General features: G+C 69.7%; 15 protein-coding genes. 6 read left to right on the plus strand and 9 right to left on the minus strand.

The genetic code is table 11. The features are described 5' to 3' along the window. Nucleotides 1–268: 268 nt before the first annotated feature. Both ACSMFO_RS36785 and ACSMFO_RS36790 read right to left on the minus strand, forming a co-directional pair. Nucleotides 269–931, minus strand: coding sequence for a response regulator (locus ACSMFO_RS36785; protein WP_038515832.1), 663 nt, complete (start codon nucleotides 929–931; stop codon nucleotides 269–271). Beyond that, nucleotides 928–2,106 carry a sensor histidine kinase gene (locus tag ACSMFO_RS36790; RefSeq protein ID WP_436462149.1) on the minus strand — a complete coding sequence of 393 codons (1,179 nt, stop codon included), beginning with the start codon at nucleotides 2,104–2,106 and terminating at the stop codon, nucleotides 928–930. Before ACSMFO_RS36790 ends, ACSMFO_RS36785 begins: the two co-directional genes overlap by 4 nt. Nucleotides 2,107–2,216: 110 nt before the next feature. On the opposite strand from ACSMFO_RS36790, the gene ACSMFO_RS36795 reads away from it, so the two are divergent. Continuing rightward, nucleotides 2,217–2,801 carry a hypothetical protein gene (locus ACSMFO_RS36795; protein ID WP_436462150.1) on the plus strand — a complete coding sequence of 195 codons (585 nt, stop codon included), beginning with the start codon at nucleotides 2,217–2,219 and terminating at the stop codon, nucleotides 2,799–2,801. Then, nucleotides 2,798–3,004, plus strand: coding sequence for a hypothetical protein (locus tag ACSMFO_RS36800; RefSeq protein ID WP_038515822.1), 207 nt, complete (start codon nucleotides 2,798–2,800; stop codon nucleotides 3,002–3,004). Before ACSMFO_RS36795 ends, ACSMFO_RS36800 begins: the two co-directional genes overlap by 4 nt. On the opposite strand, the gene ACSMFO_RS36805 is transcribed toward ACSMFO_RS36800, so the two are convergent. Together ACSMFO_RS36805 and ACSMFO_RS36810 are read right to left on the minus strand one after the other, a co-directional pair. After that, nucleotides 2,996–4,186: a hypothetical protein gene (locus tag ACSMFO_RS36805; RefSeq protein WP_038515819.1), complete on the minus strand. Its 1,191-nt coding sequence runs from the start codon at nucleotides 4,184–4,186 to the stop codon at nucleotides 2,996–2,998. The two genes, ACSMFO_RS36800 and ACSMFO_RS36805, sit on opposite strands and share 9 nt — an antisense overlap. After that, nucleotides 4,183–4,974: a class I SAM-dependent methyltransferase gene (locus ACSMFO_RS36810; RefSeq protein ID WP_038515816.1), complete on the minus strand. Its 792-nt coding sequence runs from the start codon at nucleotides 4,972–4,974 to the stop codon at nucleotides 4,183–4,185. The genes ACSMFO_RS36805 and ACSMFO_RS36810 overlap by 4 nt, the downstream gene beginning before the upstream one ends. Before the next feature lie 62 nt (nucleotides 4,975–5,036). Here ACSMFO_RS36810 and ACSMFO_RS36815 point away from each other — a divergent pair, with 62 nt between their 5' ends. Together ACSMFO_RS36815 and ACSMFO_RS36820 are read left to right on the plus strand one after the other, a co-directional pair. Next, complete coding sequence (locus ACSMFO_RS36815) at nucleotides 5,037–5,414, plus strand: hypothetical protein (RefSeq protein ID WP_073846885.1); 378 nt, start codon at nucleotides 5,037–5,039, stop codon at nucleotides 5,412–5,414. Nucleotides 5,415–5,460: 46 nt separating this feature from the next. Further along, nucleotides 5,461–6,660, plus strand: a complete 1,200-nt coding sequence (locus ACSMFO_RS36820) for a hypothetical protein (RefSeq protein ID WP_436462151.1) — start codon at nucleotides 5,461–5,463, stop codon at nucleotides 6,658–6,660. Between the two features lie 127 nt (nucleotides 6,661–6,787). Here ACSMFO_RS36820 and ACSMFO_RS36825 read toward each other — a convergent pair whose 3' ends face one another. The 3 genes from ACSMFO_RS36825 to ppgK form a co-directional block, all read right to left on the minus strand. Continuing rightward, the gene (locus tag ACSMFO_RS36825) at nucleotides 6,788–7,306 is read right to left on the minus strand and encodes a pyridoxamine 5'-phosphate oxidase family protein (RefSeq protein WP_436462152.1); all 519 of its coding nucleotides are present in this window, start codon (nucleotides 7,304–7,306) and stop codon (nucleotides 6,788–6,790) included. Between the two features lie 93 nt (nucleotides 7,307–7,399). After that, nucleotides 7,400–8,800 (minus strand): RNA polymerase sigma factor, encoded by a 1,401-nt coding sequence (locus ACSMFO_RS36830; protein WP_436462153.1) that lies wholly within the window; start codon nucleotides 8,798–8,800, stop codon nucleotides 7,400–7,402. Nucleotides 8,801–9,046: 246 nt separating this feature from the next. Continuing rightward, nucleotides 9,047–9,808 carry a polyphosphate--glucose phosphotransferase gene (gene ppgK, locus ACSMFO_RS36835; RefSeq protein ID WP_436462181.1) on the minus strand — a complete coding sequence of 254 codons (762 nt, stop codon included), beginning with the start codon at nucleotides 9,806–9,808 and terminating at the stop codon, nucleotides 9,047–9,049. A gap of 67 nt (nucleotides 9,809–9,875) precedes the next feature. On the opposite strand from ppgK, the gene ACSMFO_RS36840 reads away from it, so the two are divergent. Then, nucleotides 9,876–10,694 carry an inositol monophosphatase family protein gene (locus tag ACSMFO_RS36840; protein WP_436462154.1) on the plus strand — a complete coding sequence of 273 codons (819 nt, stop codon included), beginning with the start codon at nucleotides 9,876–9,878 and terminating at the stop codon, nucleotides 10,692–10,694. A 68-nt stretch (nucleotides 10,695–10,762) separates the two neighbouring features. On the opposite strand, the gene cei is transcribed toward ACSMFO_RS36840, so the two are convergent. After that, nucleotides 10,763–11,446, minus strand: coding sequence for an envelope integrity protein Cei (gene cei / locus ACSMFO_RS36845; RefSeq protein WP_436462155.1), 684 nt, complete (start codon nucleotides 11,444–11,446; stop codon nucleotides 10,763–10,765). Nucleotides 11,447–11,900: 454 nt separating this feature from the next. Here cei and ACSMFO_RS36850 point away from each other — a divergent pair, with 454 nt between their 5' ends. Continuing rightward, the gene (locus tag ACSMFO_RS36850) at nucleotides 11,901–12,209 is read left to right on the plus strand and encodes a DUF4193 domain-containing protein (RefSeq protein WP_005164528.1); all 309 of its coding nucleotides are present in this window, start codon (nucleotides 11,901–11,903) and stop codon (nucleotides 12,207–12,209) included. A gap of 92 nt (nucleotides 12,210–12,301) precedes the next feature. Here the strand turns inward: ACSMFO_RS36850 and ACSMFO_RS36855 are convergent, their stop codons facing one another. Beyond that, a complete protein-coding gene (locus tag ACSMFO_RS36855) occupies nucleotides 12,302–12,796 on the minus strand; it encodes a DUF3093 domain-containing protein (protein WP_051972591.1) in 495 nt (164 codons plus the stop codon). Nucleotides 12,797–12,820: the final 24 nt, after the last annotated feature.

Here is a 12,820-nt window from a genome sequence, read left to right on the forward strand (position 1 = left end):
AGTTCCGCGACCTGGCCACCCGCTACGCCAAACGCGCCGCCTACTACCAGGCCGAACTCACCATCGCCGCGATCGTGCTCTGGCTCCAATGACTTACAGGACACGCCCTAGTCCGTGAAGGCCTCCTTGAGGGACCCAGAGTCCCTCAAGGAGGCCTTCACGGACTTCCGACCACGACCCCGTATCCGGCGGAGGCGAAGGGAGCTTTCGCCGCATCAGACGCGGTGAAGGGAGCCTTCAGCCCACGCGCGACAGTCGTGGTGGAAGTTCACCCCTCCAGCACGACACCGTTCTCCTGCGCCAGGATCGCCGCCTGCACCCGCGACCGCAGCCCCAGTTTCGTCAGCACCCGGGAGACGTGCGTCTTCACCGTCGTCTCGCCGATGTGCAGCCGCGTGCCGATCTGCGCGTTGGACAGGCCACCGCCCAGGCACGCCAGCACTTCGCGTTCGCGTTCGGTCAGGTCTTCGAGCCCGGCGGGGGCGACGGAGGGTTCACGGGTCCCGGCGGCGAACGCGGCGATCAGCTTCCGCGTGACCTGCGGCGCGAGCACTCCTTCGCCCGCCGCGACCAGCTTCACCGCCTCGATCAGCCGTGACGCCTCCACCGACTTCAGCAGGAACCCGGCCGCGCCCGCCCGCAGCGCGGCGTGGACGTACTCGTCGAGATCGAAGGTGGTGAGAACGAGGACCTCGCACAACCCCTCCGCGGTCAGTTCCCGCGTGGCCGCGATGCCGTCGACGCCGGGCATCCGCACGTCCATCAGCACGACGTCCGGCTTCAGCGCCTTCGCCTGGCGGACGGCGATGGCACCGTCCGCGGCCTCGCCGACCACCTCGATACCCTCGGCGTTGCCGAGGATCATCATCAGCCCGGCACGGATCGCGCCGTGGTCGTCGGCGACCAGCACCCTGATGTTCCCGTCGCTCAAGACCCCTCCAGAGGCAGTTCGGCGCGGACCAGCCAGCGGCCGCCGGACGGCCCGGCGGTGAAGGTGCCGCCCACCGCGGCGGCGCGTTCCCGCATGTTCAGCAGGCCGAGACCGGTCCCGCCGTCGCCGGGGCGGCCCGGCTGAAGATCATTGCGCACCTCGACGGTGAGTATGCCGCCGCTCGACCGGATGTCGAGGACGGCCCGCCCGCCGGGCGCGTGTTTCATCGCGTTGGTCAGCGCCTCCTGCGCGATCCGGTACGCGGTCAGGTCGACCGCGGCGGGCAGGTCGGAGGACCGCTCCGGCACGGCACCGAGTTCGACCGCCAGCCCGCTCGCCCGCGCCGATTCGACCAGTTTGGACAGTTCGGCCAGCCGGGCGGGCGCGGTCGGCTCGATCTCGGTGTCCGCGCGCAGCAGCCCGATCATCGCGCGCATCTCCTCCAGCGCGCTGACACTGTTCTCCCGCACCGATTCCAGCACCTTCCTGGACAGCTTCGGGTCGGCGGTGGCCATGGACAACGCGGCTTCGGACTGGATCGCGATCGCCGAGAGATGCCCGGCGATGACGTCGTGCAGATCCCGCGCCATCTTCGACCGTTCCCCCGCCACGGCGGCCTTCCGGTCCAGCTCGCCGATCGTGGCCAGCTGCACCGCGTTCGCCCGCTCGTTGTCGGCGATGTCCCGTTGCTGACGGACGTTGGCCGCCCACCACACCGGGGTGACCAGGAACGGCAGGAAGGCGAACGCGATGAGGATCGCCGTACGCCACTGCGCGGAGAAGAGGAGCGCCAGGCAGACCGCCGCGAGCGTCCCGACCGCGGCGACACCGATCATCGCCCGGCTGACGCGCCGTGAGCCGTACAGCGTCGTCGCGTAGAGGAAGTCGGTGAAGATGACGAAGATCGGCAGCGAGGGACCGAGCGCGACGTCCACGCCGAGGACGACGAGCCCGCACAGCAGTCCTAAAGGGACCTTGCGGCGCAGCAGTTGCAGGAGGCACAACACGGTCAGCTCGGTCAGCCGGATCCACAGCGGCGTGTCGTCCTTGCCGCCGAGCAGCACGTGCATCCCGCTGAGGTACACGAGCACGCCGAGGACCCAGGTGCCGAAGGCGATGACGAGGTCCTGTTTCCATTCGGCGAGGTGGTTCAGGCGCGGGACGAACGTGGGCACCGTTCCATCCCAGCACACCGGCACCGGTCACGGGGTCCTACGAACTGATGACGATGATCTCGTGCCGTTCGCCGACGCGGCCTCCCCGGTTCACGAGCCAGACTCGGTTCGTGAACAAGATCTGGGACTTCATCGCGGAAAACCCGATGGCGGCCGTGATCGCCGGCGGGGAGATCGGCTTCTGGGTCGCCATCCTCGCCGGCCTCGTGGCCCGCTATCCGCTCAAGCTCAAGCGCACCGGGGTCGCGTTGCTGCTCCTGACCCCGGTGATCGACGTCGTCGTGCTGGTCGCGACGGTGATCGATCTGCGCAACGGGGCCACGGCGAACTTCGTGCACGGCCTCGCCGCGGTGTACCTGGGCTTCAGCGTGGTGTTCGGGCATTCGATGATCAAGTGGGCCGACGTGCGGTTCGCGCACCGGTTCGCGGGCGGGCCGCCACCGCCGCCCAAGCCGAGGGGCCGGGAGCAGCGGCGCGCCGAATGGCGTGACTGGTTCAAATGCGTGCTGGCCTGCGGGCTGGCCGCCGGGGTGCTGCTCCTGCTGATCGTCATGGCGGGCGGCACCGCGCAGGCCGACCCGTTGTGGGGCTGGCTGCCACGGCTGGGGGTCGTGACCGCCATCTGGTTCGCCACGGGGCCGCTGTGGCAGGAGTTCTCACCCAAGGACCGGGTCGGGGAAGGGGCACGACGATGATCGAACTGCTGGGGATCCTGCTGCTGGTGCAGGGCGGTGGTGGACTGATCAACCGGTTGCTGGGGAGTACGAACCCGAGCTGGTTCGTCCAGCTGCACCTTCTCCCGCCGGGGATGCACGTGGTGGCGAGCGCGCTGATGGTGGCCGCGGGCGTGGCGGTGCTGTTCGCCGAACGCGCCCGCAAGGGGCGCCGGTCAGAGTGAGACGAGCACCTGCAGGACCCCGAGGACGATGGTGACGACCGTCAGCACGACGGTCACCACGGTGAGCCGCGTGACCCGCGCGCTCACCGTGTTCTCGTAGGCGTACCTGGTCTCCTCGTCCATCGCCTCGGCCTGGCGGTCGAGCTGCGCGATGATCCGCTCCACGCCCATGCTGGTGACCAGCCGGCGCTCCAGGGAATCGATCTCGGGCGGCAGCACCGAATGCAGCATTTCGAGGATGTCGTCGAGCGAGCCGCGCAGCAGCCGGGTGCGGCTCCCGGTCTGCTTCATCGACGCCAGCCACTGGTCGGCCAGCGCCATCCGGATGAGGACGCGTTCGAGGATGAAGAGCATCCCGTGGTCGAGCCCGCCGATCTCGCTGTCGATGCCGAAATACGGTTCGGCGTCGCCGAACGGGCCGCGCATCAGCTCGGCCTGGTGCTCGACGTATTCGGAATCCTTGCTGTTGAGGCAGACGATCCCGCCCGCCATCGTGTACGCGGCGACGAAGGACCGCGTGCCCCACGACGGGCCGAGCGCGTCCCTGGCGACCTCGCGGGGCACGAACCGCCAGCCCTCGTCGCTGGTCGCCATCCCGTAGAACGGCCGGGGATCGGCGGCGACCCGCTGGGCGGGCGGATGCCCGTCGTGGGACCGCAGTTCGACGCACCAGCCCTTGCGGCCGAGCCCTTCGGAGAGGTCGCAACCCCTGGTCAGGTCCTCGAAGACGTGGGTGACGGCCTTGAGGAGCGAAGGGAACGTCTTCTCGCCGTAGCGGCCGTGCAGCCCTTTCTCCCCGTTCGACGTCTCCCGGCCCTGAAGGCTTTGCAGGATCGCGATGGCGAGGTCGAACTCGGCGGAGGGCCCGTCCGCCGCCGCGCCGGTGATCGTGGTGGCGAGGACCAGCGTCATCGCGTGGTAGGCGGGATGCCAGGTGACGACGAGTTCGCACGGCAGGCCGGTCTCGCCGACGCGGATCGCGAGCCTGCGTTTGCGCAGCACCCGTCTTCGCGGTGGTGTCGTGTAACTGGCCAGGAAATTCTCCGCCGCCGTCCACTCGTCGCCGAGTTTCCCGTCGAGGTGGGCCAGCAGGCCGCGGTCCCGTCCGCCGTCCAGTACCTTCCCGGCCTCCCGCTCCGACAGCGGGACCGCCCACGCGAAGGTGAGGAGCACCGCGGTCATGGGCGGCGCAGCACCGTGATCAGGTCCCGGCCGAGATGGCGGCGCAGCGGGCCGGAGGCGTTGACGAGTTCGTCGCGGTCGATGTGCTCGTCGGCAGGGCCGAGATCGTCGAGGACGTGGTACGTCCATTCCCACTCGGTGCGCCAGCCCGCTTCGGCCGCGTCGGCGGCGATCTCCGCCGGGTCCAGATGGCGCACCGGGAGCGCCGGGCCGCCGTCCTGCAGTGCTTGGTCGAACTCTTCGCGCGATACCCGGCGTGAGCGGACTTCGTCGCCTGCTTCGACGCTGTCGAGGCTGAACGTGCCCTGCCCGATCGGCGACCGGCTGTAGGCGAGCACCAGTACGCCGCCGGGCGCGGTGATCCCGGCCAGCCGCCGCAGGATCGGTCCGACGTCCGGCGTCGGCACGTGCTGGATGACGTGACTGCACATCACGAGGTCGTACGGGCCGCCGTCCAAATCCGTGATCGGCGAGACGGCGAAGGAGAACTCGGTGTCTTCGACGACGGTCTCGCGTGCCTTGGCCAGCCGGTCCGGGTCGGGATCCGCGGCGGTGACGTCGGCGGAGAACCGGGCGAGCCAGGGGAGAAGGCGGCCTTCGCCGCAGCCGGCGTCGAGCGCCTTGACCCGCTCGCGCGGGGGGAGGATCTCGGTGAGCCGTTCGGCGACCTTCCCGAGCGCGCGGTCCTCGCTGGCCGTCCAGTAGCCGTCGTAGGGTTCGTGCCGTCGGATGAACACACCGGTGACGTGGTCGCCGGCGTCCGGGTAGCGGTAGCCCTCGGTCAGCACAGTCGCGAATATAGCCCGGATTCGCGGTTTCTCCGGTGCTCCGCGCGGGATTACCATGAGTCATGGCCATCGGGCCTGTCGCGCTGTACGCCGTGGTCGCCGTGGCGCCTTCGGTTCTTTTCTGGTGCGCGCTGAAGGTGCCGGCCGGGCTGCGGTGGTGGCGCGGCCGCCGTCGACCCGAACTCCCGGCCGGGCCGCCCATCGAGAAACTCGCCGCCGATCTCCGCCGGGTGCACCGGCAGCTGGCGGAGCTTCCGTCCGGCGCCTCCGCCGTCCGCCGGTACGGCACCAGGCAGGCGTACGACGCGCTGCTCGTCCAGGCCTGCCGGGAGGTCGAGGTGGTGCACCGGCTGGCCGAACTGCCGGAGGGTTTCGACCGGGAGATCGAACGGCTGCGCGTCGAGGAATCCCTGGCCGAGCGCGGGCTTTCCGTGTCCTGAAGCGGTTTGTATCGAAAGTATGCGCGCGGCCGGGAGGCTCGCGGGCATGAAGAGGCTGGGACTTCTCGCTTCGCTCCTGCTGGTGTTCGCGTTCATCCCGGGCGTGGCCTCCGCCGCGGCCGCCTTCCCGAAGATGGACGCGGCCACGGTCGACGGTTTCCGCTGGACCTCCGGTTCGAGCTTCGGCACCTACGGCGCCCGGATCGCCGCGCTGGAGAACCACCTTCCGGCACGCGGGCTGCCGGAGATCCTGTCGTCGGCGAACCGGAAGGCGCGGCCGCTGTGCCACGCCACGTATCTCGCGGCGGCGCTGAACCCGGCGGGTTTCTGCTGGGAAGACGCCAACGACGACAAGACCAACGACTGGATCCCGCAGGGACTGACCGGTTCCGGCGACGCCGACGCGGCGACCGGGAAGGTCGGCGGCAAACGGGTGGTGGCGACGTCCTGGCACACTCCCGGCGACACCATGGTTCGTCTGTCCTTTGTGGACGCGACCGGGCTGGGCTACCGGCACGTGCTGCTCGTCGAACCGACGTCGAACGACAACTTCGCCGTCGTGCAAGGGCACGGGCACGGCATGACGTGGATCGGGAACCGGCTGTTCGTCGCGACCACCGGGGGAGTGGTGCGGGTCTTCGACACCACGCACTTCTGGAAGGTCGACGACAGCTCCGGCGTCGTCGGCAAGGGCCCGGACGGCAAGTACCACGCGGCGTTCTACGACTACGCGATGCCGCAGATCGGCGCCTACTGGTACCCCGGCGGCGGTGCCTGCACCAACGCGCCCGGGATCCGGCCGTGTCTCGCGACGATGTCGTTCGACCACGGTGACGGCTCGATCGTGACCTCGGAGCACCTCCCGAACGCGGCGGGCGGCCGGGTGCTGCGGTGGCCGTTCGACCGCGCGACCGGGCTGCCCAAGGTGTCGGCCGACGGCACCGTGCACGCGAAGGAAGGCTTCGTGTCGCCGGTGTGGGGCATGCAGGGAGCGGTGGCGCGTAACGGATATTTCGTGATGACCGGCGTGTGCCCCGAGTACGCCGGGGTGGGGGGTGACCATCCTTCGTGCCTGCACGGCGGGGTCGGCGGCACCTCGACGTCGCGGCTGAGCGGCCGGGCGCCGGTGAACTCGCAGAACCTGTCGTACTGGCCGGCGACGGGGGAACTGTGGCTGATGAACGAACAGCTCCGGGAGCGGGTCACCGTCCACGTCCCGTGGACCACCCTGACTGGCCGCGCCTGAGCCCGCCCAAGTCCGTGAAGGCCTCCTTGAGGGTCCATCCATGCCCCCGCCGCCACCCTCAACGGAGGCGCTTCGCACCGCAGCGCTGATTCAAGTCCCTCAAGGAGGCCTTCACGGACCGCTGGGTTCACGGGGTGAAGTCCCAGCGGGTGGCGCCATGGGGCTCGGCGCCCGCCACGCCGATCGCGCGCTGCAGGGTGAGCCGGTACAGATACCAGGGCGGCGCCCCCGCGCTGGGCGCGCTGAAGGGAGCGGTGAGCGCGTCGCCCTCCACCGTCGCGGGCCAGCCGCCCGTCCGGTAGACCGCCGCGACCCGTTCCAGCGTCGCCGGATCGGTGACCCGGTGCGCCTCGCCCTCCATCGTGAGGTCGATTCCCCGCAGCCGCACCGAAACGGCGCACGCCGGGTTCGCGGCCAGGTTGCGGGACCGGCGGGTGCCCGGCCCGCCTTTGAAGTACAGGACGTCGTCCACCCAGACGGCGCCGACGCCCGCCGAATGCGGACGTCCGTCGGGACGCACGGTGGTCACGAAGAAGGTCAGGTCGGCGGTCGGGGTGTCCTCGGCGAGGACGTCCCGCGCGCGGCTCCAGGGGAGTTCCGCGGATCCGTAGCGGTCGAGGTTCTTGGTGGCGTGAGGTTTCGTCATACCCACGCGTCGAACGGGCGGGCCGCGATTCGACACCGGACGCGAAAAACCCCGCCACCGAAACGGTGACGGGGTCTTCCGTGAACCCTGGGCTCAGTCCAGGTAGTCGCGCAGCACCTGCGAACGCGACGGGTGACGCAGCTTCGACATCGTCTTCGACTCGATCTGCCGGATGCGCTCACGGGTCACCCCGTACACCTGGCCGATCTCGTCGAGCGTGCGCGGCTGGCCGTCGGTGAGGCCGAACCGCAGCCGCACCACACCCGCCTCACGTTCGGACAGCGTCTGCAGCACCGACTGGAGCTGGTCCTGCAGCAGCGTGAACGACACCGCGTCGACCGCGACGACGGCCTCGGAGTCTTCGATGAAGTCACCGAGCTGCGAGTCGCCCTCGTCGCCGATGGTCTGGTCGAGCGAGATCGGCTCACGGGCGTACTGCTGGATCTCGAGGACCTTCTCCGGGGAGATGTCCATTTCCTTCGCGAGCTCTTCGGGGGTGGGCTCGCGGCCGAGGTCCTGCAGCAGTTCACGCTGTATACGGCCGAGCTTGTTGATGACCTCGACCATGTGCACCGGGATACGGATGGTGCGGGCCTGGTCGGCCATCGCGCGGGTGATCGCCTGACGGATCCACCAGGTGGCGTACGTGGAGAACTTGTAGCCCTTGGTGTAGTCGAACTTCTCGACCGCGCGGATCAGGCCGAGGTTGCCCTCCTGGATCAGGTCCAGGAACGCCATGCCGCGGCCGGTGTAGCGCTTGGCCAGCGAGACCACGAGCCGGAGGTTCGCCTCCAGGAGGTGGTTCTTCGCCCGCTCACCGTCGCGCACGATCCACTTGAGGTCGCGCCGCATCTGGGTGACGAGCTTCTCGCCCTCCTCCTCGGCGTTGCGGACGCGCTCGGCGGCGTAGAGCCCGGCCTCGATGCGCTTGGCGAGCTCCACCTCCTCCTCGGCGTTCAGCAGGGCGACCTTGCCGATCTGCTTGAGGTATGCGCGGACCGAGTCGGCCGAAGCGGTGAGCTCGGCGTCCTTGCGGGCCTGGCGCAGCGCCTCGGACTCTTCCTCGTCCCAGACGAAGTCCGGGTTGTCGGAGGTCTTTCCGGCGTTCTTGTCGGTCGACGTGCGGCGCCCGCGGGCGGGCGTCTCTTCGACGTCCTCCTCGGACTCCGCGTCCTCGTCCGTCTCCTCGGTGACGGAAGCGTCGACGACGTCCACCTCGACCTCTTCGAGGTCCGAGAGGTCCGGGGTTTCGAGGTCGGCTTCGTCGAGCTCTACCGGACCGTCTTCCGGATCGCCGTCTTCGGTCTTGGCACCCTTGGTGGTGGGTTTCTTGGCCGGAGCCTTCTTCGCCGGGGCCTTCTTCGCGCCGGCCGCCTTGGCGGCGGTCTTGCGCGCCGCGGGCTTCGCCGCGTCGGTGGCTGCCTCGTCGGCCGGCTCGCCGGCTGCGGTCGCTGTCTTCGTCCCGCTTCGGGTTGCGGTTCTTGCGGCTGCCACTTACGCCCTTTCGCAGCGGTCGATCATGACGAGCCGAGGCGTGATGGTCTCGGCTGCCTCAAACTTCGGGGAACACCCCTCGGCCTGCGGTTTCCCTCGTTCTCGTGAGTGCCGCCGCCGGGGGCCGTGTTCCATTGTAACGACGATACGTGACAGCGTCGCGGCGCGGACCACCGACCGGCGGGCGCGACACGCCGTGCGACGCGCCGAAGTGACATCCGCGGGGTGGATGTCAGCGCGGTCGCGTCAGTGCTCGATGCCCTCCGCCGCGGCGGCCGCCGCGCCGACGATGCCCGCGTTGTTCTGCAGCGACGCGACGATCACCGGGGTGCGGATGTCCAGCAGCGGGACCCATTTGTGCGACTTCTTGCTGACCCCGCCGCCGACGATGAACAGATCCGGCCAGATCAGGTTTTCCAGCACGGAGAGATACCTGTTCACCCGTTCCGCCCATTCGGGATACGAGAGTCCCTCGTTGTCCTTCACCGACGCCGCGGCTTTCTTTTCCGCATCGTGACCGTCGACCTCGATGTGGCCGAACTCGGTGTTGGGCACGAGCTTGCCGTCCTGGAAGACCGCGCTGCCGATACCGGTGCCGAAGGTCAGCAGCGCCGTCACGCCGCGCCGCGCCACGGGGTCGCCCCAGCGGATCTCGGCCATACCGGCGGCGTCCGCGTCGTTGAGCATCGCGATGTCGTCGACGCCGCGGCCGAGCCGCTTGGCGAACAGGGCGTCGGCGTCGGTGCCGATCCACTTGCGGTCGATGTTGGCCGCGGTGTGCGCGACGCCCTTCTTGACCACCGCGGGCAGCGTGACACCCACCGGGCCGTCCCAGCCCGCCTGGCCGGTGATCTCGGCGACGACGTCCGCCACCGCCTCCGGGGTCGACGGCTTCGGCGTGTCGATGCGGATCCGGTCGCCGATCAGCTGTCCCTGCGCCAAGTCCACCAGCGCGCCCTTGATCCCGCTGCCGCCGATGTCGATACCGAACCCTCGGGTCGCCTCCACCACGGACGTGGTCCCTTCTCGCACGATTCAGAAGCCTGCCTCGGAGACTTTAACCGGATGTGGTGACATGGCGGACGTGGGAGTTGACGAGACGTTGCTGAAGGGTGTCGCCGAGCGTGTCGCGGGCGAGGCCGCCGAACTGGTCCACGAGGCCTGGACCGGGATGAACGCGGGCCGCGAGGTGCGCGTGGACACCAAATCCGCCGACACCGACGTGGTGACCGCCGTGGACCACGAGTCGGAACGGCTGGTGCGCGCCCGGCTCGCCGAACTGCGCCCGGACGACGCCGTGCTCGGCGAGGAGGGCGGGGGCGTCGCCGGCGACGGCGTGACGTGGGTGGTCGACCCGATCGACGGGACGGTGAACTTCCTCTACGGGCTGCCCTGGTTCGCCGTGTCGGTGGCCGCGCAGGTCGGCGGGGTGTCGGTGGCGGGCGCCGTCGTCGAACCGGTCAGCGGGCGCCGCTGGACCGCCGCGCGGGGGCAGGGCGCGTTCCTCGACGGGCGGCCGCTGTCGGTCAACGCGCCGGAACGGCTGGATCTGACGCTCGTCGGCACCGGATTCGCCTACAAGGTGGAACGGCGGACGAAGCAGGCCCGGTTCGTCGCGGAACTGGCGACGCGGGTGCGGGACGTCCGGCGCAACGGGGCTGCCTCGCTCGACCTGTGCGCCGTCGCGGCGGGCTGGCTGGACGCCTACGTCGAACACGGCCTCGGGCACTGGGATTGGGCCGCAGGCGCGCTCATCGCGGCCGAGGCGGGCGCTCGGGTGTCGTTGCCGGGGGAGGACACGGAACTGGGGCCGGACGCGACGTTCGCGGTGGCGCCGTCGATCGCGGCGCCGTTGCGTCAGGCGCTCATCGACTCGGGTGTGGGCACGATCTGAATGCTATGAAAGGTCCTTTCCTTGCAAAATTTGCAAGGAAAGGACCTTTCATAGCGCTTGAGAGAGCCTCAGCAGGGGGCTTCGCGGGCGGCCTTCAGCAGTGCCTGGTCGATCACCGGGGCACCGCCGCCCGCGGACTGCTCACCGCCGCCGCTGCCCTGCTGCGCCTTCGACCACTTCGTGAGCTGGTCGAGGACCTGGCGCGCCTCCGCCTTCGGGCGGATGTCGCCGAGCAGGGTGCCGGTGGTGAGCGTGACCGAAGCGTCCTTGCGGTTGTCCTTGACCAGTTCGGCGCACGGGACCACCAGGCTCAGCGTGCGGGCCGCCGCGGCGCCGTTCTCGCCGAAGCGGATCTGGCCGCGGCACTTGGCTTCCGCGTTCTTGTAGGCAGGGTCGACGTCCGGCTCGACGATCTGGGAGAAACCGAGTTCCCGGAGCGTGCTGGTGACGATGCCGCCCTGCCCGCGCACCTGGGATCCGTTGAGCACCTGGACGGCGACCTTGTCCGGCGGGACCGGCGCGCGGTCGTCGAGGCCGTTGTGCGCCAGCGGCGTGTAGGTGACACCCTGCTGCGGCACGGGCGGCGGGTCGCAGCGGACCCTGGCGTCGACGTCGGACTTGCTCGCGACGACGTTCACCCAGACGATCACCGCGCCGAGCGCCATCACCCCGATGACGATGAGCGCGGGCAGCGGATTGTGCTTGCGATACGGCCTCGCCCCGCGGTCCCCGATGCCGTTCCCCGACGCCACCTGCCAGTCCCTTCCCCAAAGCCCGGATCCCCGGACGGTGCTTCATCTCACCATCGTGTCCGATCAGCCTATGCGTTGCGGCGCGGATGATCGGCGCGGGCCTCCGGATAGCACCACGCGATGGCCACTCCGGGCAAGCAGCCGGGCCCAAGGGGTGAGGTACCCGACGCGGGGGCAACCCATTCGGACGACAGGCGTCTTGACAGCGGGGTTCCCCCTGTTGGGTGACGTAATCGCAGCAATGTCTGACTCGTTGCAGAGCCGGTATCGACGTGAGCTACCCTTCGCGGGCTCAGGCGGCAGTAAGAGGCGCAAAAGAGAGACCTCGCTCACTGCCCAGCCGGGCACAAACAGGGGCGCTGGGACGTTAACCAGCGGCACGAAGGACTCACGAGCCGCGCGCTCGCGGGTCCGGGCCATCTGACATCGAAAGCATCGCAGGGGTGAGGGACTAATGGCGACCGACTACGACGCTCCGCGCCGCAGCGAAGCCGACGAGCTGGCCGAAGACTCGTTGGAAGAGCTGAAGGCAAGGCGTAACGAAAACCAGTCCGGCGTCGTGGACGTCGACGAGGACGCGACCGCCGAGAACTTCGAGCTGCCGGGCGCGGACCTCTCCGGACTTTCCGGGGAGGACCTGACCGTCAAGGTCGTGCCCAAGCAGGCCGACGAGTTCACCTGCTCCGTCTGCTTCCTGGTGCACCACCGCAGCAGGCTCGCGGAGGAGAGTGGCGGCCGGCTCATCTGCCGTGACTGCGCCTGAGCCTACGGGCACAGGGGACGGCGCGACAGGGGCTTCGGGGACTGAAACAGGAACAAAGGGGGCCGACCGGATGGTCGGCCCCCTTTCTGTGTCTAGGACTTCGAGGCGGGGTGGCGGAGCAGCGCGGCCACCTTCTCCGGATGCCGGGTGCTGAACAGCCAGTACGGCGTCGGGTCGTCGGGGTCGGTGAGCCAGACCCGCACGACCGGGCCGACCCAGCCCCGGTGCAGCACGAACGCCGCCGGATCGGCGTCGCGGCCGAGTGCCTTGCGCTTCGCTTCCTTGTCGATGACGTCGACGTCTCCGACGAACTTGAGCGGCAGATGCGCGTCGCGCAGCCACAGCTCCGGCTCGGCGCCGCCGGTCACCCGGACGCGAGACCGGCCGAGCGAGACCATCAGCGCGATCACCGCGGGGATCAGCACCACGTACGGCAGCCATCCGCGGAGCCCGGGGTAGCCCATGTCGATCTCCGCCGCCAGCAGCCCGCCGCCCAGCAGCGGCAACGGCCAGCCCCACCACGGGACATAGAGCCGCTCTGAATGCTTGACGTCGCCGCCTTCGGCCGCGCTCACACTTTCAACCACCTCTTCAGGGTAGTCTCGCCGCCC

The sequence above is a fragment of the Amycolatopsis sp. w19 genome (assembly GCF_051373225.1).
GTDB lineage: Bacteria > Actinomycetota > Actinomycetes > Mycobacteriales > Pseudonocardiaceae > Amycolatopsis > Amycolatopsis japonica.